Genomic DNA, 25,104 nt, shown 5'->3' on the forward strand with positions numbered 1-25,104 from the left:
TAATCCCCTGTTCCCTTTGAACTTAGTAGATGCTGCCGCTGTTGACGATAGGCTGGGTATCTTTCTCTGAACAGAGAACTACCATAAGATTGGATACCATAGCAGCCTTTCGTTCTTCATCAAGTATGACGACTTCCTCTTCCCCTAATTTATCGATAGCCATCTTCACCATGCTGACAGCACCGTCAACGATTTTTGCCCTGGCAGCGATGACTGCTTCTGCCTGCTGTCTGCGAAGCATAGCAGCTGCAATTTCTTCTGCATATGACAGGTGTGTAATCCTAACTTCCTGAATTTCTAATCCAGCAAACTCTACTTTTTTGCTCAGTTCTGTCTTCATGTTGTCCGCGATTTCCTGGGCACTGCCTCTTAAGGTTTTTTCTGTAGAGTTTTCGTGTTCCTCAGTCTGCAATAAGTCATATGGATACATCCTAGAAATATTTCTAATCGTTGAATCGGTCTGAATCGAGAGAAATTCGGTGTAGTCTTCCACGTTGAATACGGCTTTTGTCGGATCGATAACCTTCCAGATTACGACTGCGCCGATGATAACCGGATTTCCCATGACATCATTGACTTTCTGAATGCCATTATTCAGCGTTGTATCTTTCAATGAAATGGTCTTTTTCGCATTGACCTTAACTGAACCCGAACTTCCTCTGCGCCCCTTCTCCGTCTCCACAGATGCCGCTGCGGCTTTGGCTTTTTCCAAAGCGTTCATATAGGCTGGATTATTGTATGTTGCAAATGGATTTACATAATAGAATCCCTGCTTTAAAATTGTTCCGTAATAATTTCCAAACAGTGTCAATACCAATGCCTCATTAGGTCCTACCACCTTGAGACCTGCATACAATACCGGACAGATAATTGTGCCAAGAATTCCCACAACTAGCATCGCTACACCTGCAACTGTCGATCCGTCATTTAAGAAAAATGCGCCTAGGACGATCAGTGCGATGGCGGCAACAATACCAATTGTAATTAATATCAGCATCAATATTCCGTTAACCGGTCTTATTTCCTTTTGTGTGATCTGTTTCGTTTCCATGATAGTCTCCTCATTTCTTTCTCTAATTCGATATTAATATGATAGCAAAATAGTATCACATTACAATATGATTGTCAAGGGTTGGTAAAAAGAAAAACAGAATATACAAATGTATACTCTGTTCCTATCATAAACAGTATTTCTAGCGGCTGATAATCTGACAGCTTAAATAAAACTGACCAGTTCCTCCGCTTCTTTTCTTCTCGGGACTGCCGGAGATTCTCCCTCTGGATAACCCATTGCAATCAATGCTGCAACTTTTTGCCCCTCTGGCAACGAAATAGCACGAGCAACTTTCTCTTCGTCAAAGATTCCTAAAATAACAGTCCCTACCCCCTTTTCACAGGCGGCCAGACAGAAGGTCTGTGTGGCAATACCAGCGTCAAAGTGCTCCCATCTATCTTCTTTAGAAGTGGAATAGCTTCCGTCTTTTTCAAATCCAGAGCGTCCTGCAACATAAGTCACAGCTACCAGCTGTGGAGCACCGGCAATGGTTTTAGCGTTAAAAGTAAATCCCAGAACACATTCCTCTGCAATCTTCTTTTTTACGTTCTCATTTTCAACCACAATATATCTCGTAATCTGTGTATTCTTCCACGACGGCGCAAAGGCTGCTGCAGATACGATTGTCTTGATGACATCACGTCCTACTTTTTCTCCTCTAAACTTTCTGATACTTCTTCTCTCTGTGATACATTTGATTGTTTCCATTGATTTCTCCTAAATTTATGTAAGCATTTATTCGATGACTACACCGTCTTCATCGACTTGTAAATCAACGTCCTGTTCTGGAACTTCTTCTGGTTTCAGCGTCTCTAACAACTGTCCTTCAATCTTATCGAGAATACTAGGATTTTCCTCCAGCCATTTCTTTACGTTTTCACGGCCTTGTCCAATCCTTTCTCCAGCATAACTATACCAGGAGCCAGCTTTTTCAACAATTTTTTCCTCTACGGCACAGTCTAACACATCTCCGGCCTTGGAAATGCCCTGTCCATACATGATATCAAACTCAGCCTGCTTAAATGGGGGTGCCACTTTGTTCTTCACAACCTTGACCCTGGTTCTGTTGCCCAGCATCTGATCACCGCTCTTGATGGTCTCAATTCTTCTGACGTCAAGACGCATAGAAGAGTAGAACTTGAGGGCACGTCCGCCAGTCGTCGTCTCTGGGTTGCCGAACATAACACCGATTTTCTCACGCAACTGGTTAATAAAAATCACACAGGTATTGGATTTGTTCACAGTGCCGGCAATCTTTCTCAGTGCCTGTGACATCAATCTCGCCTGAAGACCGACGTGGGAATCTCCCATCTCACCTTGAATTTCCGCCTTTGGTACCAAAGCTGCAACAGAGTCGATGACAATGACATCCAGCGCAGCACTCCTCGCCAACATATCACAAATCTCCAGCGCCTGTTCCCCTGTATCCGGCTGAGAAACCAAGAGGTCATCAACCTGTACTCCCAGATTTCTGGCATAGACAGGATCAAGGGCATGTTCTGCGTCGATAAAGGCAGCCTTACCTCCCTTTTTCTGTGCTTCTGCAACAATATGTAATGTCAATGTGGTCTTACCTGAAGATTCTGGACCGTAAATCTCTACGATCCTCCCCTTTGGTACGCCGCCAACACCTGTAGCCAGATCCAAACTGATTGAACCTGTTGAAACTGTCTCTATATTCATCTGAGCAGCCCCTTCGCCCAGTTTCATGATGGCGCCTTTGCCAAACTGTTTCTGGATCTGGGCCATTGCGGCCTCTAGGGCCTTTTCTCTTTCGTCTTTTGCTGTACTCATTTTCCACCTCCGAAATGCGAACATCTGTTCTCGTTCAATCATACCTTATATCCTATAAAAGGTCAAGTCATTTATTGCGAATGTAAATAAATGGAATTAATTGTATTATATCTCGCTTTCCATAATCTGTCAAACACTCTTTTGTGCTAACATTTTGTTGACGATATCCAGCATATGCAGCACCGCATAATGCCTATTCCATTCTCGATTCACATTTCTCATTCTGATTTCTTTTACTTCCAATCTGTCGTCAAAAATACAACCGATGTATATCAGTCCTACCGGTTTTTCAGGCGTACCGCCTCCCGGTCCCGTAAGGCCTGTTACAGAAACACAAATTCGGCTTCCCGTTTTCTCTTTCAGTCCGCAGACCATTTCTGATGCTACCTGACTGCTTTCTGCCGTGTATTTTGACAGGGTTTCTTCTTTTACACCCAATTCTTGCATCTTTGCGTTATAAGTGTAGGTTACGAGGCTGCGGTCAAACACCTGGGAGATACCTGAAACACTTGTCAATGCGCCGGCAAATAATCCGCCAGTGCAGGATTCGCAGGCAGAGATGGTAATATTTCTATCGATTAATTTTTTGCCGACAACCTGGGCCAATTCCTCATCATCATAGCTGTAGATGTATTCGCCCACGCGGTCAGATATCTTCTCTATCACCTCATCTACCGCGGACTGTGCTTCTTCCAGGCTTCCCCGCTTTGATGCGATACGCAGGCTGCACTCGCCTTCTTTTGCATAGGTAGCAATGGTCGGATCCGACTGTGCATCGATCAAATCCAAAAGTTCCGTCTCCAGTGAGGACTCTCCAATGCCAAAGAGACGCAGCGTCTTATAAAAAATGACTGACGTCTGTAATTTTTCAAGATAAGGCCGTACACTCCGCTGCCACATCCTGGTCATCTCCCTCGGCGGTCCCGGCATGCAGACAACAGTCTTTCCACCCTCAGAGAGTGCAAAGCCTGGCGCACTGCCCGCATCGTTATCAAAGACCACAGCCCTTGAAGGCATCATCGCTTGTTTATAGTTGTTTTTGGTCATCGTTCTGCCGCGTTTTTTTGCTATTTCATGAAGGGCCTGGAGACTAGGCTCATGCATGACCAATTGATCATGGAGCGTCTCACAGACTGTCTCTTTCGTCAAATCGTCCTCTGTCGGTCCAAGTCCGCCTGTGGTGATGATGAAATCACAGTCGCGGAAAGCCAATTCTATCATCTCAGACAGTCTGCACGAATTATCACCTACCGTATAATGATACATAACGTCAAACCCCAGCAAATTGAGTTGCTGGGATAAATAGACGGTATTCGTATTTATTATCTGTCCAAATAAAACTTCTGTTCCAACACTTAAAATTGCAGTTTTCATCTTTACCTCCCCTATTGAGCAAAGACATTTTTATTCTTTGCTATGTATTCGATGCCCGAATACACCGTCATAATCAGCGACGCCCAGAGGAAAATCTGCGCAGCCAAATTGATGTAATAAAAAACATCGAGATCATCAATGGCTGCCGTCAAAAGCAAGAGAGGCACTGCAATCATCTGCAATACGGTTTTAATTTTGCCGCTCATGCCTGCAGCGATGACTGTCCCATCAGATGCTGCCACGGTTCTCATACCTGCAATGGCAAATTCCCTCGCCAGAATGACGATGAGCATCCAGCCTGGTACTGTTCCATCCTCCACCATGAGACAGAAGGCGGAATACACCAAAATCTTGTCTGCAAGCGGATCCATGATCTTGCCAAAATTGGTCACCAAATTATACTTCCTGGCAATTTTTCCGTCCAGCATGTCGGTGAAAGACGCTGCGATAAACAATACAAAAGCAAGAATATAATAGCCGAACATATAAGCCGCTATAAAAAACGGCACCGATATGATTCTGGCGATTGTCAATTTATTAGGTAAATTCATTTAGGAAACCTCCCGTCCCACTAGATCATAGTCAAAAGCGTCATCGATCAAAACCATTACAATGTCTCCTGGTCTATGTTTACGATCAGAAGTAAAAATGACCGAGTTATCAATTTCAGGTGCGTCATATCTGGTTCTTCCGATATAGCTGCCAACTGCGTCTTCTTCCTCTACAAGAACTTCCAATGTGCTGCCAATTTTTTCTCTATTCAGCTCTAAAGAAATATCTAATTGACGTCTCATGATTCCGTCCAAACGCTGTTCCTTGATCTCCTCGTCAATTTGATTTTCCATCTCTCCTGCCGCAGTATTTTCTTCCTGTGAATAAGCAAAGACACCTAGTCTTGCAAAACGCTCGCGTTCTACAAAATCAATCAGCTCCTCATAGTCCTCTTCTGTTTCACCAGGAAACCCGACGATTAAAGTCGTTCTGATATGAATATCGGGAATAGATTTTTTCAGCTTTTTGACAGTCTGATCAATGGATGCAGCTGTAGATCGTCTGTTCATAGCTTTCAGCACATGATTGCTGGCATGCTGAATCGGGATGTCTAAATAATTGCAGATCTTCTCTTCGCTGGCAATGGTCTCAATCAGTTCGTCGGTGATTCTATCTTCATAACAATACATCAGTCTGATCCAGACGATGCCTTCGATCCTGCAGAGCTTTCTGAGCAGTTGCGCCAATCTGTATTCGCCATACAGATCTTTCCCATAGTATGTCACATCCTGGGCAATGAGAATCAATTCTTTACAGCCAGCTTTTGCTAACATTTCTGCCTCTCTGATGATATCTTCTTCTCGTTTACTTCTGTATTTACCCCTAATTTTAGGAATTATGCAGTAAGCACAGATATTGTTGCAGCCTTCTGCAATTTTTATGGTTGCCGTATAAGGATTTTCATCCAGTTTTCTGACAGAACTCTCCAGAATATCAAGATCACAGCCGTTTCTGATGATTTGCCTCTCTTTGAGATCATCTAATAACTGGGGAAGCTGTTCATACTCATTGACGCCGATAAAGGCATCTACCTCCGGCATTTCCTCAAAGAGTTCATCTGCATATCTCTGCGAAAGACATCCTGAGACAATCAATTTTTTGCCCTCTGCTTTAAACTGCGCCATTTCAAAGATCCGATCGATAGATTCTGTCTTCGCATCATTGATAAACCCACAGGTATTTACTATTATGGCATCTGCTGCCTCTGGTGATTCCACCATCATATGATTATTTTTTTCTAATATACCTGCTGCCATTTGAGAATCATTAAAATTCTTTGGACAGCCTAAAGTCTCTATATATACCTTCATCCATTCTCCACTTCGTATTATTCATTTACTTCGCTTTTCATTTCAGCCAGTTCTTCTTCTGACAGTAAAACCTGTCTAGGACGGCTTCCATCCTGGGGACTGACAATACCTCTAGCCTCCATCATATCTACAATTCTTGCCGCCCTGTTATAGCCGATGCGGAATCTTCTCTGCAGCATCGATACCGATGCTTGTCCTGCTGCAACAACGCATTCGATGGCCTCTTGTAAGAGCTCGTCTGCATCATCGTCTTTTGACTGAGGCAGATTTCCCTTTTCTATGGTGTTCATTACATCTCCGGAATATTCTACTTCCTCGACTTGAGATTTGACGTGTTCTATCACGCTATGTACCTCACTGTCAGATACAAAGGTTCCCTGCACCCTGACAGGCTTGCCCATTCCCAGAGGATTAAACAGCATGTCGCCTTTTCCTACCAATTTTTCTGCGCCAGACATATCTAAAATGGTTCTGGAGTCAAACTGGGAGGACACGGCAAATGCGATTCTGGAAGGGATATTTGCCTTGATTACACCAGTGATTATGTCTACCGAAGGTCTCTGCGTTGCGACAATCAGATGCATACCCGCAGCTCTGGCCATCTGTGCCAGACGGCAGATTGATTCCTCTACCTGAGACGGCGCCGCCATCATCAAATCGGCCAATTCGTCGATAATGATTACAATCTGCGGCAGGACTTGGTCGCTCTCTCCCACTAAGCGCATGGTGTCATTGTAACTTTCCAAATCTCTTACTTGGTTTTCTGCAAATTTCTTGTATCTATCAGTCATTTCAGCTACTGCCCAGTTCAGTGCGGCGGCAGCCTTTGCAGGCTCTGTCACTACTGGAATCAGCAGATGAGGAATGCCGTTATAATTTCCCAGTTCAACCACTTTAGGGTCGATCAATACTAGTTTAACCTCATCAGGGTCCGCTTTATACAAGATACTGCTGATGATACTGTTGATGCACACACTCTTGCCGGAACCAGTCGAACCTGCAATCAGCAGATGGGGCATACCTTTCAGATCTGCCACGATCGCTTTGCCTGCAATGTCCTTACCGACGGCAAAGGTAATCTTGGAACTGGCGCTTTTAAACTCATTGGAGTCGATAATCTCTCTCAGAGTGACCATGTTGATCTTGTCATTCTCAACCTCGATTCCCACTGCAGCTTTGCCTGGAATCGGCGCCTCAATTCGGATGCTCTTCGCCTCCAGATTCAAAGCGATATCATCTGCCAGCCTGACGATGCTGTTTACTTTGACGCCTACGTTAGGCTGAATTTCATACCTGGTTATCGCTGGACCTTGGGTTACCTGTACAACTCTCGCATCTACATGGAAGTTTTTAAGAGTCTCTTCCAGCTTTGCCGCCTTCATCTTTAAGTCGATGTTGATGTTGCCCTTGTTTTTAGGCTGCGGTTTATTGAGCAAGCTGATAGGCGGCTTTTTATAATTGCCTGCCTTTTTGGTGATTGCGATCTCACCCGGCGCCAAAGTAATCGATTCGGCTTCCTTTTTAGATAGCTTCGCAGGAGGCTCCGTCATAACGACACCGCTGATTTCGCTGCTATCAAGACCTAACCCCTGCGCTGGCGACTCGCTTTTCACTTCCCCATCGAGACCAAAACCGTCTCCATAACTGACTTTACCTTCCAGTCCGAGAGATTTATCTTCCTTCTCAACTTTTTCTTTCTCGCTTTTATCAGCGCCATTGAAAAGACTGTCGTCATTCATATACTTCAGCACATTCGTCTTCTTATTCTTTGATGAAGGCCGATCTGTATTCTTTCCCAAAGGGCCTTCATCATCAAAAGGTGTAATGATTTTAATATCGTGTTTCCTTCCAGAAAACATACTGAGCTGTGAAGATTCTTCTCTGTGCGGCTCCGCTTCATAAACTGGTTCGGGGGCATAACTTTCTCGCATAGATCTCCGTTCCTCAGCTCTGCTGGATATCTTTTCTATGCCCCGGGAGAACGGCGTGTTGATGACGAGCAGCAGACATATGATGATGACTACGACAGAAAAGACATACAGTCCTACTCTGCCAATCGTCTTAATCAAGAATGTGCCCAAGGTCATGCCAAAGACGCCACCGCTTTCCAGTTCAATGCCATTCTCGTAAAACGCCTTGTAAGTATAGACCAGGTTATTGCTGTCGATAAACCTGCCCGAATTTAACAAACACAGCATTAAGAGCGCAAGAAAGACCAGTGCAAGGGATTTCCCTGAAAGATGCACTGTCTTATTTGCAAAAAGAAGAATTCCAAAACCTATGAGGTACCATGGAAGCAATAGACCGATCATTCCAAAGACACCTTTTAATGCATTTCCAATACTATTGCCAAGTTCTCCTGCCGCGTTAAACTGTACAGCGGCAAAAAGAAAGATACCGATTGCTATAAAAATTACACCCCATATTTCATCGATTACTCGTTTGTCTGCTTTTCTTTTCTCTTGTATTTCTTTTATCTCTGCTTTGGCTTTGCTATTGTTCGTATTGTTTTTGTTTTTTGACCCTGGCGGTCTGCCAGGTTTTTTCTTAGCTTGAGCCACTTTGTCTCTCGTTCCCCCTTTTTATTGCATTCCTCTAAAACGGAATACCTTTTATTTTGCAAAGAACACACCGTACACAACGGTGAAAATTCCCAGCACCCATACATAGTATGAGAAATAACTTAGTTTCTTATTTGAAACGATTTTGATCATCGTTTTGATAGCGAAAAAACCTGAAATGGCTGCTACTACGACACCGGCGGCAATTGGCCCCATCAAGGCCGGATCCGTTCCCGCTTTGATGGCATCTGGCAGTTCCAGAACTACAGAACCCAAAATTGACGGAATAGAGATTAAAAAGGCAAATTTGACTGCAAATTCACGCTTCAGTCCTGTAATCAAACCGCCTACCAATGTAGAACCAGACCTTGAAATACCAGGATAAATAGCCACTCCCTGCAGCAATCCGACGAAGACTGCATTTCTGAAGTTCATCCTCTCAATCCCTTTATTAGCTGAACTCATTTTCTCAGCCAAGAACATGATAAAGCCGGTAATGAGAAAACCAACGCCGATAGAAATTAACGACGTGTAAAGACCTTCAAAGAAATCATTGAGCAGAAGACCAATGATCGCTGTCGGAATTGTGGCCACGATGATCATAATTCCCAGTTTTCTCACTGGCCTCTCGTTGAGACGCAGTCCTTTACCAGTGCATAGATCCTTGATGGTGATTACCAGTTCTACAAGCAGTTCACAAATATCTTTCCAGTAGATGATGAATACGGAAATCAAAGTTCCCAAATGGAGAAGAACTGCGAACAGCAGGACCTTATCCCCCTCGACGTCAAAAAAATATTGCAGCAGCGCCAGATGGCCGGAGCTGCTGATCGGCAGGAACTCTGCAAGTCCCTGCACCAATCCCAGAATAATCGCTTCAATATAACCCAATCGTTTTACCCCCTACTTTATTTACTCTCTATGTATCCTTTTTCAACGAGTGATTCCGCACATAAAACAGCTCCGCCGGCAGCGCCTCTGACGGTATTGTGCGCAAGACCGATAAACTTGAAATCATAGATGGAATCTTCCCTCACTCTGCCGATGGTTACACCGAATCCATTTTCATAATCGACATCTAATTTTACCTGCGGTCTATCGTCTTCTTCCATGTACTTGATAAACTGCTTTGGTGCGTTAGGCAGTCCTGCTTCCTGTGGGAAACCTTTAAAGTTCTTTAGTTTTTCAATAAGCTGTTCCTTAGTCGGTTTCTTTCTGAACTTTACAAAGACAGCTGCAGTATGTCCGTTCAGCACAGGGACTCTCACACACTGACAGGTAATGACAGGTTCCTCCGCCTTTACAATCTGGCCGTCTTCTAAATGGCCTAAGATACGAAGCGGTTCCTGCTCGCTTTTTTCTTCTTCTCCCCCGATATAAGGAATGATGTTTTCTACCATTTCCGGCCAGTCCGCAAAGGTTTTTCCAGCACCTGAAATTGCCTGATAAGTCGTGGCTACGACTTCGTAAGGTTCAAACTCCTTCCATGCGGCCAATGCTGGTACATAACCCTGAATAGAACAATTCGGCTTTACGGCGATAAAGCCCTTCTTCGTCCCCAGTCTCTCTTTCTGATACTGAATCACATCAAAGTGGTCAATGTTGATTTCTGGCACTACCATCGGTACATCCGGCGTCCATCTGTGAGCGCTGTTGTTTGAAACAACTGGCGTTTCAGTCTTCGCATACTCTTCTTCAATTGCTTTGATTTCTTCTTTTGACATATCTACCGCACTGAAGACAAAGTCAACAGTCGAAGCGACAGCTTCTACATCTTTCACGTCCATTACTTCTATGTTCTTAACAGCCTCCGGCATTGGAGTGGTCATCTTCCATCTTCCGCCCACTGCTTCTTCGTATGTCTTGCCTGCGCTTCTTGCGCTTGCAGCGATTGTAACAACCTCAAACCAAGGATGGTTTTCAAGAAGAGATATGAATCTCTGGCCAACCATTCCAGTACCGCCCAAAATGCCAACTCTTAATTTTTTCTCTAACTGTCTCATAACGTCTCCTTTTAATCTATTTATTTATACAATAAATCATATCGTTATATTTTACCATTTATTCGTTGATTTTTCAACACATAAAAAGGACGAATAAGAAGAATCCTCCCTTTTCATCCTTAGATACTAATAATTAATTTAACTTTTCGCTCTTATCGCCTTTTTTGTATCCGAGTCCAACTTACTACACCAATTGACTACTTCTCTTCCGGCACTTTTCAAACCATCCAAGTTTAGCTTCAAGAATTCCAAAGAAGTGCACCCCGCAAATGCACCTTTTTGTAACCTTATCACCGTATCCGGCAGTGTAACTGTTTTAATACTTTGATTGTAGGCAAATGCATAGGCACCAATTATCGTTATCGGTTTGCCATTTATTTCACCTGGCACAGTTACTGACCTCTTACTTCCAACGTACTTTGTAATTTCGATATGATTAACAAACTCTTTATAGTCAAAATCTCTTGTCACTCCATGTTTGTAATAATTGGGAAGAACATAGCTATCTAAAAGCATTTCTGTCATATCCCCAAATACTGGACCGGTCAAAACCTGATGCATTCTTAAGTCACCAAAAAAATTAGCTTCAATGATTTCAGCCTCATTTTCATCGTCGACAGCAATATCCCATGAAACAACTTTGATTTTCGGAATACAGTAATGGGCTTTTTCCGCCATCTCTAAAACACTGTTGAAGCAAGGAACCTTGGTAAATCCTCCCTCACCTAATTTTATACCCGAAGGAAGTTCAGTAATTCTTTCTCTGTCAATATTCAATGCCCAAGGCAATACCGTACCATCCAAGTTAACGCCCAGCAAGCATCCTCCGTATTTGTAGTTATCCACTCTAGCATTAGGGCTGCCAATCTTGATTAATGCAGCGGCTGCGCTAAACTTTCCTTTATGCAAAACAGTAGTCAGCCGAACTGTATTTACTGTGCTTGGGTTAAGCTTAGCCATCTGCGGATGTTGTTTTATAGCCTTTTGCACCGATAGTTTACTTTTAGTCTTAAACAGTTTACGCAGCTCTTTTTCCGTTGCGTTGGCGAGAAATACTACTCCCTTTCCGCCTCCTTGTCCGCTTAATTTTACAACAATTTCTGTACCGCTTTGTAAAACGTCCAGGCAAATCCGAACAGCTTCACTCTTGGTAATATGTTCAAACTCACTGTTATAGTAGATGCCCTCTATTTTTCTAATAATCATCTCCGGTTGTTTCGCATTGCTCAGCAGCCTCGGTAAATACGCTTTAATTTGAAATGGAATAGCATAACGATCCGGAACTGTATTTGGACGTAAAAAATAAGAGTAGATATACTGAGGCAGATATCTGGGGTCAAAAACACCTGAACGATTATAATACGTCTTAAATGCCCTATAATCAATTTTTCCCAGAAACTCATATTTACGCCAAAACTCATCTATTTCCGCTATCTGTTCAGATGTCAAATCTATATCGCCAGGAAGGGCATATTCATCCTCACTCTTTTTTCTATTTGCGATTTCTCTTGCAGTTTCTTGGTTCTTTAGTTGCAAGTCCGTCTTTCTTGCTTCGTAATTGCAAAATTTTATATTGTTTAAAGTATTTATAACGTTTCTACTTTTCTTAAATAGTCCCATATTATTTCCTTTCTTTAGAATCCTTGCTTAGTATAGCCTTATTGTATATTTACATTATAAATAATCAATAGAAATCACAAAAAATTAACACAAATTTTACGATTCATCCTTTTTTCATTTAATTCCCACTTAGAGAACTATAATACATCAAATTATTTTGCAGTCTTAATCTTGAAAACAGCAGATCTTCTGACCTTGTACCGAAGTAAGCAAAAGTTAACAAATTATTTGCTTTATGAATACTATAAGAAAAGAGTAAAAAAAGTTTAAGAAAGGAGCAGCCTATGTCATTATTTAAAGGTTCCGGTGTAGCCCTGGTTACACCATTTAAGGACGGACGGATAGATTATGATGCGTTAGAAAGACTCATTGAATGGCACGTTGAGTCCGGTACTGACGCTATCATCTCCTGCGGTACTACAGGCGAGGCATCGACACTCACTGCCGTAGAAAAACTCTCTGTTATTGAATTTACCGTAAAGAAAGTTGACAGGCGTATTCCAGTCATTGCCGGAGCTGGCAGCAACGATACATCTCATTCCATGTATCTTTCTAAAGAAATCCAGTATTCCGGCGCTGACGGTCTGCTCGTTGTGACACCATATTATAACAAGGCCACCCAGCAGGGTTTAATACGTCATTATAATATGATTGCAGACTATACAGACCTGCCCATCATTCTCTACTCTGTAAAGAGCAGAACAGGCGTAAATATAGAACCGGACACAGTAAAGGAGCTTAGCAAGCATCCTAACATTATCGGGATCAAGGAGGCCAGCGGCGATATTTCACAAATTGCCCGTATCGCGTCCCTGACAAGTCGTGATTTTGACATATATTCAGGCAACGACGATCAGACAATTCCAATCATGTCTATTGGAGGCGTCGGATGTATCTCAACAGTCGCTAACATAATCCCAGCTGATTACCATCAAATGACCACCGATTTTCTTAAAGGAAGATATAAATCTGCGGCGAAGCTGCAGCTGAAAATGGTACCTCTGATTCGAGCAGTCTTTGGCGAAGTCAATCCAATTCCGGTCAAAGCAGCACTGAATATGATGGGGTATATCGAAAAAGAATACCGCATGCCAATGTGTGAGCCAACCAACGAGACGCTTTACTGGCTCTACGATGAAATGCTGAGATATGGAATTCGAGTATAACTAGAATCCCTTTGTCTATAATTGCAAGGAACTGCCTGCACGGCCGAACATCCGGCCGTGCAGTAAGCATTCATTTTAGAACGACAAAAAACCTGAGTGTGCGCACACTCAGGAAAAGTACTTTTTTTCTATAATCTTAAGCTTCTACAGCTTCAGCAACAACTTCCTTGCCGTCATAATAGTTGCAATTAGGGCATACTCTGTGTGGAAGTTTTGGCTCGTGACACTGTGGACAAATTGAAAGTCCTGGTAAAGATTTTTTCATGTTCGGGGATCTTCTCTTGTCTCTTCTAGCTTTCGATGTTTTCCTCTTTGGAACTGCCATTGTCTACACCTCCTCGTGCTTTTGGTTATATGAAAAGCATAACACTCTGCCCAAGAAGCGGTAACGCGAGATGTAAGGCAGAACTTATGCTGGAAATCCCCCAATTTTCCATTTGGCCGGATTTCAACGTACATATTTTTCGTCAACTCCTAAAGTATATACTTAAAACGTTAGAATGTCAACATCATTTTACTTTCTTTGCGATATTATATGTGTCTCTTGCAATCATCAGTTCTTCGTTAGTCGGAATCAAGAGAAGTTTTACTTTTGAATCTTCTGTGGATACGATGGTCTCTTTTCCTCTCACCTTGTTTTTGATCAGGTCAAGCTTGATACCCAGATTTCCGATATCGGTACAGATTAATTCTCTCATGTTGACATCGTTTTCACCGACGCCTGCTGTAAATACGATGGCGTCTACGCCGTTCATCTCTGCTATATACGCACCGATATAGAATCTAACTTTCTTAGCAAAGATACGAAGTGCCAGCGCAGCTCTTTCGTTTCCTTCCGCAACTGCATCTTCTAGGTCTCTGAAATCGCTGGATACGCCGGAAATGCCCAGAACGCCTGATTTCTTATTGAGAATTTCGTTAGCGACACCCTGCGGCAGATTCTCTTTCCTTCTGATATAAGTTACAATAGCCGGGTCAATATCGCCACAGCGAGTACCCATTACCAGACCTTCCAGCGGTGTAAATCCCATAGATGTGTCGATACATCTGCCGTGTTTAATTGCCGAAACAGACGCGCCGTTGCCCAAATGGCAAGTGATCAGCTTCAGATCGTTAATATTTACGTTAAGCATTGCGCCTGCTCTCTGGGCAACGTATTTATGTGAAGTTCCGTGGAATCCATACTTTCTGATTCCATACTTTTCGTAATATTCGTAAGGAAGCGCATACAGGTATGCTTCTGGCGGCATGGTCTGATGAAAAGCCGTGTCAAATACAGCTACCATCGGTGTGAACGGCATCAAATCTTTGCATGCTGCGATACCCAATAGGTTTGGCGGATTGTGAAGCGGCGCCAATTCAACGCATTCTTCTAATGCAGCGATAACAGCATCGTCAATCAAAACAGACTCTGCAAATTTTTCACCGGCATGTACAACCCTGTGTCCGACTGCGCCGATTTCGTCCATGGATTTGACTACGCCGTACTCTTCGTTCTGAACTGCATCCAAAACCTGCTTGATTGCATCTTTGTGGTCCTTCATCGGAACTTCTGTTTTGATCTTGTCCATTCCGATCTTCTCGTGAGTGATTACAGAACCATCCATTCCAATTCTTTCAACTAATCCTTTTGCCAGCAGAATTTCATTGGTCATATCCAGAACCTGATATTTCAGTGAAGAGCTGCCGCAATTTATTACTAATACTTTCATTCCAATCCTCCGTGTTAATATTTGGTATAGTGACCATAAGATTATACACCCAAAACATCGGTTAATCAAGGGGTATTTACAGTTTCATATATGGTTTTACAACAAAATCTGAATAATCATACAGGTCTTTTTTTGTGATGATATGATACAGATCAGAAGCGAGAATATCCTTTTCTAACGTTGCCTGTATCTCCTTGTAATCCGGCAATTCTTTATTGATATTGGTGATGATCGGCAGCGCAGCGCAGTCTCTTTTCTTCACTTCTTTGATGAACTTAGCGCCGATATTATCGAAAGCCAAAATGCGTATATATCCAGCGGCATTTGTGACTGTCGTTCTGTCGATGTCTAATAAAACCTGGGTCAGTAATCTGCAGATGCGGCTATAAGTATATGCCTTGGACTTAATCCTTTCTATAAGCTGCTCAGCAGTTGATGCATATCGGATTTCGTTTTTCAGCTTATTTCCCAGACCTTCCCCCGCAGAGAAGATTTCTTCCAACCGTTTGCTGTCAGTCTGCAAGATTTTCGCTGCCACCAGTTCCCAATAAGTTTTGTTCATCACCGCAAACTTCTGCGGATTTTCAGCCGTCAATTCCTTTCTTATCATCGAGGCGGACTGATGGTAGCCGCTGCCCTTTCGTTTGACGGTAAAGGGCTTCAAGGTCTTCAGCTGTTTCAGGTACTCGAGAGCTAAGATGTTATTTGGCTCACTGATCAGATTCGCATCAAAATCCGGCTGTAATTCCTCCGCAGCAATCTGTCGCGCCCTTGGATAAGAATTGCCCTGTTTCATCAGAGCCTGTATCTGGCAGTGCAGAACTTCATCATTCTCCTTTAAAAAGTCTGCTGCAGACTGCAGTTTTCTTAAGTTTCCATTTTCACTGCCAAAGGCCAGGTAATCGATACATCCAAATCCTTCCAGGACCTCAACCCCGCCCTTCGCAAAATATTCAGCACTATTACATGCAAAAATAGTGGGAAGCTCTACGACTAAATTTACACCCTTTTTGACGGCGGCCTCCGCCCGTATCCACTTATCGCTGACGGCAAAGCTTCCCCGCTGCATAAAATTGCCGCTCATCACAACGACGCAGACCTCAGAATCGGTCTGCTTCATGGCTTCTTCTATTAAATACTGATGCCCCTGATGAAAGGGGTTAAATTCTGCTATGATTCCTAAACTCTTCATGCGTTTATCATACCACAAAACTGCAGATTGAAAAAGCAAAGATTGCGCCGATGATTCCTTGCGACAGTTTCATCTTGCAGATTTGACCAAACCCGATATCACAATTTCTAAGCATACTCATAGATTGACCAGCAACAGATAGTCCTCCAAAGGTTATAATAAAAGATGCCAAAGTCGTCCGCAGTGTATCGCTGCAGCCACATACCATTAAGCTGTTGCAACCTACTGTCATCTCCAAAGCGCCTTTAACGATTGCTACGATTTCCGGACTATTGATAAACATGAAGATTCCTGAAAACTGCAATAAATCCGTGGCGATCATAAACATGACGATATATGCCAGGATAATTGCAATGGAGTGGAAGCTGTCGACAATTGCGTCGGTCAAGATGTTGTAGTAGCTTTCATTTCTCGCCACGTTGTTGCTCCGCAGCGGTTTTTTTGAAGCGGTCCCTAATCCGTAAAATACACAGTTGACGATAGCGCTTGCATAGTGGCTCACTGCCAGAATGACACCTAATTTGTGGGAGCCTAAAAACTCGACGCCGACAGCGCCAATCAAAAAGGCTGGCCCAGTCACCATGCTGTAACTGAGAATCCATTTCATCTGCTCTTTGTCGATCATCCCGTCTCGATAATAGTCGCCAGTAATTCTCGCTCCCATAGGATAACCCGATAGAAGGGCCATGGCAAAGGGATAAACCTTTGGTGAGATTCTATTGACGATACCGGTCTTTTTTAAGAAATTTGCCACGATGAAAAATGGCAGCAGTGTCGGTACGATTGAATTCAGCCACAGATTGATAGCCTCCTTAGATGCTGTAGCCGTGACCTCCGGAAATACCACCATGATCAGACAGCAGAGAATTGCTCCGCCGATTACTATTTTGTTTTTTCCAATAAATTTAAAACCCATAGTAGAGATTATTCTCTAACCATGGGTTTTATGTGTAAATTCGCCTGCTACTCTACTTTTCGCAGATTATCGATGATATTCCCCTTATTATAAATTCTGTCAACGACGTAAGCCATAATCGCTGCAAAGAGAACAAATAGTATTGAAACCGCCAAAGCCGGCAAAATTGTAAAATGATACTGTGAAAACCAGAAGCTGGCGGCGATGGATTTTATGGCTGTTACTGACAGCAGTCCGCTGACCAACGTCCCGCAGATCATGACGAGAACCATATAAGATACGCCTTCAAATATAAACAGCCTTCTCAGTTGTTTTCTCGTCATACCGATACTTCTCATCACAGCAAATTCATTCTGTCTCGCTATGGCTCCTGTCATGATGACATTGAGCAGATTCAGAAGACCGATGATTCCAAAAATCAAAGCCAGTATCATTCCACTGGCATCGTATGTGGCCGTAATGTCATTGAAATCCTGCTGGGCTTTCTGCTTTGTCATGACACTGATGCCATTATTTCGGCTATAACTGTCTACGTATTTCATCAGGGATGCAAAGTGATCTTCCTCTGCGTCAAAAATACAGTGAATAGGGTGTTCTCTCGTCTGCGGATATATTTTCAGAAACTGTTCAGCCGGCAAAATAACACTTTCATACCCACCGGAGCTGTAATCAGTCAATAGCTGGGTAGGCGCGCCCACCACTGCCATGACTGTGTATTCTCTCACAGTTCCTCCTATGTCGAGACTGACCTGATCACCCGCATGAAATTCCTGCGCCTCTTGATCGTACTCACCTTTGTCGCTCAAAAATCCAGCCATCAGGACATAGTTTCCCTTATTCATCTTCTCATAATCAACTTTCCCTTCTATCGTTTTCAAACGACGCAAAGCACGCTCGTCAAAACCAAAAAGTTGTCTGCGCGCATCAAATTCTTCAAGATTTTCTGATGCTGCAATTCCATTTACCGCTGTGATGCGAATCATTTCCTTTTTTTCCGCAGTTTCTTTGTCATAATCAACCGGGCGGTAATAGACGAAACCCAAATCTTTTACGCCTTCCTTTTCTTTGATGTCCGCTACAAATTTTGCAGGGACCACTTTTTCACTGTTGGCTGCAGATTTGCTCCATGCACTGCTAGACACGTTAAAGTCCGCAATCGCATCTCGGCGCACATAAGTCTCTTCGTCAAAGCACTGAGAGATGTTCATGACGCTGTTGAGCAGAATGATGGCGATGGAAATAGAGAGCACCACCAAAGCAGTCTTTCCTTTATTGCGGTTTAAGTTTGCAAGCGCCATAGAAGCAATTCGATGGCTCGAAGTCCGCCCCTTCTGTCTGTTCTTCTTGTACGTTTCTTTTTCCTGATAATGAAGCGCTTCCACCGGCGATACGCTGCCGGCAAGTTTCCCCGGCTGACTGCAGCTGATCCACACGGTTACAAAGGTAAAGACTGCAGCAGCCGCCCATACCAACAGACTCGGTATGACGAAGTCAGGCTCACTAAAGTTGGAACTCTTCATCGCAAAGACGAGCAGCAGATTTCCGACAAGCCATCCCAGTATAAGACCTGCAGGCAGACCCAGAATCAGCAGCTTCATTCCTTGTCTTCTCACCATGTATTTAATCTGTTTTGGTGATGCTCCTATGGTTTTCAGTTGTCCATACAGGCGAATGTCTTTCATTACAGAGATTCTGAAGATATTGTAGATAATCAAATAGCCTGCGGCCAATATCAGCAGAATACTGATAAAAACACTGAAGATGGTCCCTCCGTCGGCACTTTGTTGATAAAGATAACCCTGGCAGATATCATGGGCAGTCTCTCTGGGTTTCATTCCAGAGTCTCTTAATACCTGATCCAGATGTTTTCCCAAGTTGTCAGCTGCATCAAAGATTCCGCTTGCAGTATAAGTCTCGTCAGCACTTCTGTCATCTGCAAATGATTCTGAGATCAAGATTTGGGTTTTTTGTTCATATTTCTCTCCTTGCCAGATGCCGCAAAGGGTCATTTCTTCTTCTGCTATTTTCCCGTCGATCTCATATTTCAACACAAATTTTGTGCCGACCTTGTCTGAAATTCCAAGCTTGCGAATCACTTCCGTATCACAAGCAACTTCGTTTTCTTTCTTCGGCAGATTTCCCTTTATAAGCGTCTTATAGGTGTTATCCGCATAGTTCTCATCCGTCCACATCAGCTCTGCCGTAACGCTGGTTAATTCTCTGTTTTGTACGGTGCCGATGGTACGGCTCAGCCCCGCTTCAATGAAATCAGGGTGATTTTTGATTTTCTCCGCGTCACTTTTGGCCAGATAATTTACAGCAACCATGTACTTGTTTCCTGCCATTTTTAAAGACTGCTGATTGATTGTCTCTTCAGACCCTTGAAAGACCGTGGCAACAGCCATGAAAAGAATGGTTGTTAATATGATTGCCAGGACTGCAATTCTATTTCTATTTTTATTAGCCTTGAGGCAGCTTGCTGACAAGGTTTTGATAAATTTACGATTGTCGTTTTTTAATAACATCTTCCGCCTCCTACCGTTCCCTGTCTGTATTGATGATTTTTCCATCCTCGATGCGGATCATGCGGTCAGCAACCTGAGCGATTTCCGGGTTATGGGTGATCATCACCAAGGTCTGATTAAACTCTGCCATGGTCAGCTTCAGAAGCTGCATGACTTCCAGTGAAGTCTTGGAATCTAAATTACCAGTGGGTTCATCTGCCAAAATAATGGCCGGTTTACTGGCCAGAGCCCTGGCAATAGCAACCCGCTGCTGCTGTCCTCCTGATAGATTATTGGGAAGGTTAGAAAGCTTTTCTTCCAGATGTAATAAACGAACGATATTGTCGATGTATTCCTGATCTATCTTCCCTCCGTCCAATTCGATAGGCAGGACGATATTTTGATATACGTTTAAGATGGGCACCAGATTGTAATTTTGAAAGATAAATCCGATGTTTCTCCTGCGGAATACGGAAAGCTGCTCATCGTTCATCTTGGCAATTTCCTTCCCTCTGATGACGACACTTCCCGACGTTGGCACATCCAATCCGCCCAGCATGTGCAGCAGTGTAGATTTTCCGCTTCCTGATGTTCCAATGATGGAAACGAATTCCCCCTGCTCGATGGAAAGATCGACACCGTTTAAGGCTTTCGTGACATTGGGTTCGCTTCCGTAATATTTCTTTAATCCCGTCGCTTCTAATATATGACTCATTGACTTCATGTCCTTTCTCTTAGGTTGCATTCAGTATAGAAAAAAATTATCTCATTCTGTTCTCAAAATAATCACAGCATTGAGATAATCAAATTTGTCTATGGTTCTATAGGCAGATTGAGAGAAAAGAGAGAGCCGGTACCAGGTTTCGACCTCACTTCAATAAATCCCTTTTCTTTGGTGATGATTTCTCGCGCTAAATAGAGACCGATTCCTACGCCTTCCGATTCTGCAGCAGACGGTTCCCGATAAAACCGTTTAAAAATTTCCGTAATATGCGCGGCCTCGATTCCCCTGCCATCGTCCCTTACCTGGATTCTGACAAAGAAGTCTGTAGCACTGGCAGAAATTTTGACATTTCCGCCATTTCCGGTGTATTTCACAGCATTATCTAAAATATTGAACAAAGCCTCTGTCGTCCATCTCTTATCGAAATACGCGGTCAAAGTAGGATCACAATCTACAGAGATACCGATGTTTTTTGCCTCGGCCTTTAACGCGGCGTCACAGACGACTGCTTCAATGAGCTGGTACACAGATTCTTTCATCGGAGATACGTTGACAATGCCAGTTTCCAGGCGAGACATTTTAATCATCGCCTGAATTAGGAACTCCAGTTTATCAACCTGTTTTTCTGCATTGTGGAGAAACTCCATTCTGTCTTTTTCGTCGATATTTGGACGCAGCAAGATATTCTGATACGTTCTGATGCTGGCAATAGGGGTTTTCAGTTGATGAGATATATCAGAGATAGTCTTCTCAAGGTTTTTTTGATTTCTTTGACTAACCTCAGTTCTTTTCTGCATGATTTCATAAAGCTGCCGCATTCGGACCTGCACTCTGCCAATCAGGCTGTCCTCTTCTTCCTCAAATTCTATATCCTTTCTTCCGGCAATCATACCATCTAAACAATCTGAAAGTTTTCTCGAATAGGTCACGAAACAATATCTCGCATAGGCCATCATAACCACTGACGCAATAAAAAGCAGGCCTGCAGCGACTAATAAGAAGACTGGTATCATTTTTGCTGCCCCTTCCACTGATATCCCATGCCGTACATGGTTTTAATATACTGGTGTGTCTCGTCTTCCAGTTTTTTGCGAAGCCTGTTGATATTGACTGCAACAGCGTGTTCATCGACGAAATTTCCGACATTATCCCACAGCTTTTCTAATATCAAAGTTTTGGTCACCACCTTTTGATCGTTGGCAATAAGCAGCCGGAGCAGTTTGAATTCTGTAGGTGTCAACGTCAGAGCACTTCCTTCTTTATATGCTGTCAGGCCGTCAAAGTCAATTAGCAGATATCCGTCGTCATACAGACTTCTGCTATTTCCAGACTTTTGACCGCCTCTGCGGAAGACAGCTTCAATTCTCTTATGCAAAACGGCCATGCTGAAGGGTTTCGTAATATAGTCGTCGGCTCCACAGTCAAAGCCAGTGATTTCATCTGTTTCCAAGTCTCTTGCAGTCAGAAAAATGACAGGCAGATCACCTTCCGTTTTGACCGCCTTGCAAAAGTCGAACCCGTCTCCATCTGGCAGATTGCCGTCTAAAAGAAGGAGATCCACCTCTTGTTTTTCAAGCAGCGCCATGCCCTCGCCGAGATTTCTGGCCGAATACACCTGGTATCCCTCTGACCTCAGGTCATATGTAAGTCCTAAATTTAAATCCTTATCATCTTCAATTAACAGTATTCTCTTCATCCTTTTCTCCCAAAGCGTGATATGAAAAAAGGCAACAGAAAACTCCGCTGCCCGCTCTACCTTCAACTATTTATTCGTCCTCATCTTCTCTTCTGACAAATACGCCGTCCTGTCCATTCTGCGTCATATATGCCATCTCTTTGATTTCGTCTCTGTTGCCCTGCAGGACGCCGTTGATATCCTCAAAGGATTTCTCCAGGTTTGCATACATTTCGCCAAAATATTTGAGGTTTAAGTCATCCATCTTGGCCTGCATATCAAAAAGCATTTTGTCCACGTAATCATATGTACGCATTTTAAGAACTTTGGCGTAATCTTCTGCAGTTTTCTGTATTCCCTCGGCCATTTTCTGTGCCTTAAGGGTGATATCATCAGTCTCAACTAAATAGTCCGCCTGTTTTTTGGCCTCGATGATAATCTTTTCATATTCTGATTTCGCTTCGCTTAAGATTCTCTCTTTTTCATCTTTTACCCATTTTGCCTGTTGTACATCATCAGGAAGACTCAATCTGATTTCCCTTACAATTTCAAGCACTTCATTTGCATCTACCATGATCTTGCCGGTAAGTGGCAAGCCAGGGGCAGTGTCGACGATATCCTCAATCTCCTCTAATAATTCTAATACAGTCATCTTCTCCTCCTAATGGAGCTGCCTTAATTCGTGAAACGAATTGCTGGAAACTCCTTATGCTTTAAACGCCTAAATCTGTGATTTAGCTGCGTTTTGTCGTATAATGGTCCTCGCCCCGATTTCTGACAAGAAATCGATTGGGAGTCCTTATGCTTTAAACGCCTAAATCTGTGATTTAGCTGCGTTTTGTCGTATAAGCTAATTTGTATATTTTGCTTTGATCTCTTTGAGGATGATTTCAGGCACTAATCCGTCCACACATCCATTGAGTGAGACCACTTCTTTAATCATACTTGAACTGATAAAAGAATATCTTGGACTAGTCATCAAAAATACAGATTCTATGCCTTTATCAAAGAGGCAGGCGTTCATCTGTGCCATCTGTATTTCATACTCGAAGTCCGATGTTGCCCGAAGGCCTCTGACCACTGCGTCAAAGTGATTCTTATTCACATAGTCGGCCAAAAGTCCGTCAAAGCATTCAACAGTCACGTTATGTAAGTCAGCAGTGACTTCTTCTATCAGCTTGACCCTCTCTTCTTGCGTAAACAGCGGTTTTTTGTTTGGATTCACAATAACGCCGACGACTAATTCATCAAACATCTTCGACGATCTGGTAATAATATCCAAATGCCCGTTGGTCATAGGGTCAAAGGATCCTGTATATAAAGCCCTTTTTGTCATTCCTCATCCTCCGCTGCGCATCTGTAAATGCTGACCAAAATCTTACCGTATTTTCTCTCCTTGACCTTCGTCAAACGTCCGATCTGGTCGGGCACCTGGTCACGCACACCGTGTTCTGCTATTATTATACCGTCCTCTGTCAATAAATCAAGGGAATCTATCAGTTCCAGACATTTTTCATAGAAGCCCGCCTGGTATGGCGGATCGAGGAAAATGACATCTGCCTGTTCCTTGAGTTTGCTCAGGGCTTTGGTGTAATCGCCAGCAAGAACGACGGCCTGATCCTGGGCACCGCATTTCTCAATATTGGTTTTAATCAGATTCAGGCTTTCTCTGGAATTATCGCAAAAATAGCATTTCTTAGCGCCTCGTGATAACGCTTCCAAACCCAGATTGCCTGTTCCTGCAAAGAGATCCACACATACGGAATCCCAAATATCATTCATCAAAATATTAAAAATCGCTTCTTTTACTTTATCTGTCGTAGGCCTTACGTCTACGCCTATAGGAGTTTCTAGCTTTCTTCCCCTGTAATCTCCAGTAATAATCCTCATTATCTATCTCCGTTCATTTATAATTTCTCCTATGCCAATATCAGCCGTAACGACTTTACCCAAAAACTTGGCTGCCGTCTTGCTGCAATGTACTGGTTTTCTGGCATGAAAAGTGATGGTCAAATCTGCTTTAACACAAGCTCCAGGCTCCTCGTCTGGCTCCATGTCCCCAGACAATCCGCTGGGAATATCGAGTGCAGCTACATAAGCCTTCGAATGATTGATCCAAGTAATCATTTCGTCAGCAGGACTGCGGAGCTGTCCGTGAAAGCCTGTCCCATAGATGGCGTCGACGATAAGATCTGACTCCTGCATCTCAATTGCAACATCAGCTGTTAAAATTTGCACATTGGCCTGTATCAATTGGTAGTTTGCTTTTGCGTCATCTGCCTGCGGTTCTCCCTCTACGAGCACGACCTGCGTCTGTATACCCGCTTCATATAATTTCCTGGCTACAACAAATCCATCACCGCCGTTATTGCCTTTTCCACAAAATACCAAGGCGTTTTCAGTCTGCGGATGATGCTTTAAAATCGTTGAGAAGGCTTCAAATCCAGCATTTTCCATCATCTGATAATAGGAAAGACCGGCTTTGTCCGCAGCTGTTTCAAGTGCTTTCATTTCCTCACAAGTTACTACTTCTTTTCTATGTAAATCGTTCACCTTTGTCACCGCCTTCTAAACCAATAGTATACCATGAATTATAAAAGAATGCTATTAATTTGTCGTTCAAGAAACGAAAAAGGACCGTCTCAAAGTTAATTGAGACAGCCCCTTTAAGCAAAAAGTTTATTACAACTTCTTAATTAAGGAATTGGATTCCTTATTTTCCAGCTAACTGCTGTTCAGCCATTTCTACAAGCTTCTTAGTCATATAGCCACCTACATAACCATTCTGTCTTGCAGTCATGTTTCCCTTGTCAGCCTGGTCGTAATTTGAAAGACCAAGTTCATTAGCAACTTCTGTCTTCAGGTTGTTTAATGCTGGTTTAGCATTAACATTCATTTTCTGCTGTAAATTCATTTCTTTTCACCTCCTGTTTACGTTATTAATTTA

The 25,104-nt window shown here is 43.1% G+C and carries 24 protein-coding genes; 1 reads left to right on the forward strand and 23 read right to left on the reverse strand.

The features are described 5' to 3' along the window. Positions 1–22: 22 nt before the first annotated feature. From BN6539_RS19320 to BN6539_RS19365, 10 genes are all read right to left on the reverse strand, one after another. The gene (locus tag BN6539_RS19320) at positions 23–1,051 is read right to left on the reverse strand and encodes an SPFH domain-containing protein (RefSeq protein ID WP_067542058.1); all 1,029 of its coding nucleotides are present in this window, start codon (positions 1,049–1,051) and stop codon (positions 23–25) included. A 165-nt stretch (positions 1,052–1,216) separates the two neighbouring features. After that, positions 1,217–1,762, reverse strand: coding sequence for a nitroreductase family protein (locus BN6539_RS19325; protein WP_067542061.1), 546 nt, complete (start codon positions 1,760–1,762; stop codon positions 1,217–1,219). A 27-nt stretch (positions 1,763–1,789) separates the two neighbouring features. Further along, entirely contained in the window at positions 1,790–2,848 is a 1,059-nt protein-coding gene (recA, locus tag BN6539_RS19330; RefSeq protein WP_067542063.1) for a recombinase RecA, read from the reverse strand. A 129-nt stretch (positions 2,849–2,977) separates the two neighbouring features. Then, entirely contained in the window at positions 2,978–4,222 is a 1,245-nt protein-coding gene (locus tag BN6539_RS19335; protein ID WP_067542066.1) for a competence/damage-inducible protein A, read from the reverse strand. 11 nt (positions 4,223–4,233) lie between these two features. Continuing rightward, positions 4,234–4,773 carry a CDP-diacylglycerol--glycerol-3-phosphate 3-phosphatidyltransferase gene (pgsA, locus tag BN6539_RS22655; RefSeq protein WP_067542069.1) on the reverse strand — a complete coding sequence of 180 codons (540 nt, stop codon included), beginning with the start codon at positions 4,771–4,773 and terminating at the stop codon, positions 4,234–4,236. Further along, positions 4,774–6,084 carry a 30S ribosomal protein S12 methylthiotransferase RimO gene (rimO, locus tag BN6539_RS19345; protein WP_067542072.1) on the reverse strand — a complete coding sequence of 437 codons (1,311 nt, stop codon included), beginning with the start codon at positions 6,082–6,084 and terminating at the stop codon, positions 4,774–4,776. 17 nt (positions 6,085–6,101) lie between these two features. After that, positions 6,102–8,645 carry an FtsK/SpoIIIE family DNA translocase gene (locus BN6539_RS19350; protein ID WP_082907623.1) on the reverse strand — a complete coding sequence of 848 codons (2,544 nt, stop codon included), beginning with the start codon at positions 8,643–8,645 and terminating at the stop codon, positions 6,102–6,104. Positions 8,646–8,696: 51 nt separating this feature from the next. Further along, positions 8,697–9,536: an undecaprenyl-diphosphate phosphatase gene (locus BN6539_RS19355; RefSeq protein WP_067542075.1), complete on the reverse strand. Its 840-nt coding sequence runs from the start codon at positions 9,534–9,536 to the stop codon at positions 8,697–8,699. Between the two features lie 17 nt (positions 9,537–9,553). Then, positions 9,554–10,648: an aspartate-semialdehyde dehydrogenase gene (gene asd / locus BN6539_RS19360; protein ID WP_067542078.1), complete on the reverse strand. Its 1,095-nt coding sequence runs from the start codon at positions 10,646–10,648 to the stop codon at positions 9,554–9,556. A 138-nt stretch (positions 10,649–10,786) separates the two neighbouring features. Continuing rightward, positions 10,787–12,268, reverse strand: a complete 1,482-nt coding sequence (locus BN6539_RS19365) for a sugar-transfer associated ATP-grasp domain-containing protein (RefSeq protein WP_067542081.1) — start codon at positions 12,266–12,268, stop codon at positions 10,787–10,789. A gap of 284 nt (positions 12,269–12,552) precedes the next feature. On the opposite strand from BN6539_RS19365, the gene dapA reads away from it, so the two are divergent. Further along, positions 12,553–13,434, forward strand: a complete 882-nt coding sequence (dapA, locus tag BN6539_RS19370; RefSeq protein WP_067542084.1) for a 4-hydroxy-tetrahydrodipicolinate synthase — start codon at positions 12,553–12,555, stop codon at positions 13,432–13,434. Positions 13,435–13,570: 136 nt separating this feature from the next. On the opposite strand, the gene rpmF is transcribed toward dapA, so the two are convergent. The 13 genes from rpmF to BN6539_RS19435 all read right to left on the reverse strand — a co-directional run bounded on the left by rpmF (position 13,571) and on the right by BN6539_RS19435 (position 25,071). Then, positions 13,571–13,759, reverse strand: a complete 189-nt coding sequence (gene rpmF / locus BN6539_RS19375) for a 50S ribosomal protein L32 (protein ID WP_067542087.1) — start codon at positions 13,757–13,759, stop codon at positions 13,571–13,573. 184 nt (positions 13,760–13,943) lie between these two features. Beyond that, positions 13,944–15,146, reverse strand: a complete 1,203-nt coding sequence (locus BN6539_RS19380; protein ID WP_067542091.1) for an acetate/propionate family kinase — start codon at positions 15,144–15,146, stop codon at positions 13,944–13,946. 76 nt (positions 15,147–15,222) lie between these two features. Continuing rightward, entirely contained in the window at positions 15,223–16,338 is a 1,116-nt protein-coding gene (locus BN6539_RS19385; protein ID WP_074038143.1) for a tRNA(Met) cytidine acetate ligase, read from the reverse strand. Between the two features lie 7 nt (positions 16,339–16,345). Next, positions 16,346–17,254: a hypothetical protein gene (locus tag BN6539_RS19390; protein ID WP_067542097.1), complete on the reverse strand. Its 909-nt coding sequence runs from the start codon at positions 17,252–17,254 to the stop codon at positions 16,346–16,348. A 47-nt stretch (positions 17,255–17,301) separates the two neighbouring features. Next, on the reverse strand, positions 17,302–19,779 hold the full coding sequence (locus tag BN6539_RS19395) for an ABC transporter permease (protein WP_067542099.1): 2,478 nt from the start codon (positions 19,777–19,779) through the stop codon (positions 17,302–17,304). Positions 19,780–19,789: 10 nt separating this feature from the next. Continuing rightward, positions 19,790–20,473: an ABC transporter ATP-binding protein gene (locus tag BN6539_RS19400; protein WP_067543581.1), complete on the reverse strand. Its 684-nt coding sequence runs from the start codon at positions 20,471–20,473 to the stop codon at positions 19,790–19,792. Between the two features lie 98 nt (positions 20,474–20,571). Further along, positions 20,572–21,495: a sensor histidine kinase gene (locus BN6539_RS19405; protein ID WP_067542102.1), complete on the reverse strand. Its 924-nt coding sequence runs from the start codon at positions 21,493–21,495 to the stop codon at positions 20,572–20,574. Further along, positions 21,492–22,178 carry a response regulator transcription factor gene (locus tag BN6539_RS19410; protein WP_067543584.1) on the reverse strand — a complete coding sequence of 229 codons (687 nt, stop codon included), beginning with the start codon at positions 22,176–22,178 and terminating at the stop codon, positions 21,492–21,494. Before BN6539_RS19410 ends, BN6539_RS19405 begins: the two co-directional genes overlap by 4 nt. 70 nt (positions 22,179–22,248) lie before the next feature. Beyond that, on the reverse strand, positions 22,249–22,809 hold the full coding sequence (locus BN6539_RS19415) for a hypothetical protein (RefSeq protein ID WP_067542105.1): 561 nt from the start codon (positions 22,807–22,809) through the stop codon (positions 22,249–22,251). 198 nt (positions 22,810–23,007) lie between these two features. Then, positions 23,008–23,493, reverse strand: coding sequence for a pantetheine-phosphate adenylyltransferase (gene coaD, locus BN6539_RS19420; RefSeq protein WP_067542108.1), 486 nt, complete (start codon positions 23,491–23,493; stop codon positions 23,008–23,010). Further along, entirely contained in the window at positions 23,490–24,047 is a 558-nt protein-coding gene (rsmD, locus tag BN6539_RS19425; protein WP_067542111.1) for a 16S rRNA (guanine(966)-N(2))-methyltransferase RsmD, read from the reverse strand. Before rsmD ends, coaD begins: the two co-directional genes overlap by 4 nt. Before the next feature lie 3 nt (positions 24,048–24,050). After that, positions 24,051–24,710: an NAD(P)H-hydrate epimerase gene (locus BN6539_RS19430; RefSeq protein WP_082907625.1), complete on the reverse strand. Its 660-nt coding sequence runs from the start codon at positions 24,708–24,710 to the stop codon at positions 24,051–24,053. Positions 24,711–24,870: 160 nt separating this feature from the next. Further along, positions 24,871–25,071, reverse strand: coding sequence for an alpha/beta-type small acid-soluble spore protein (locus tag BN6539_RS19435; protein WP_067542114.1), 201 nt, complete (start codon positions 25,069–25,071; stop codon positions 24,871–24,873). Between the last annotated feature and the right edge of the window lie 33 nt (positions 25,072–25,104).

Source organism: Emergencia timonensis, assembly GCF_900086585.1.
GTDB lineage: Bacteria > Bacillota > Clostridia > Peptostreptococcales > Anaerovoracaceae > Senimuribacter > Senimuribacter timonensis.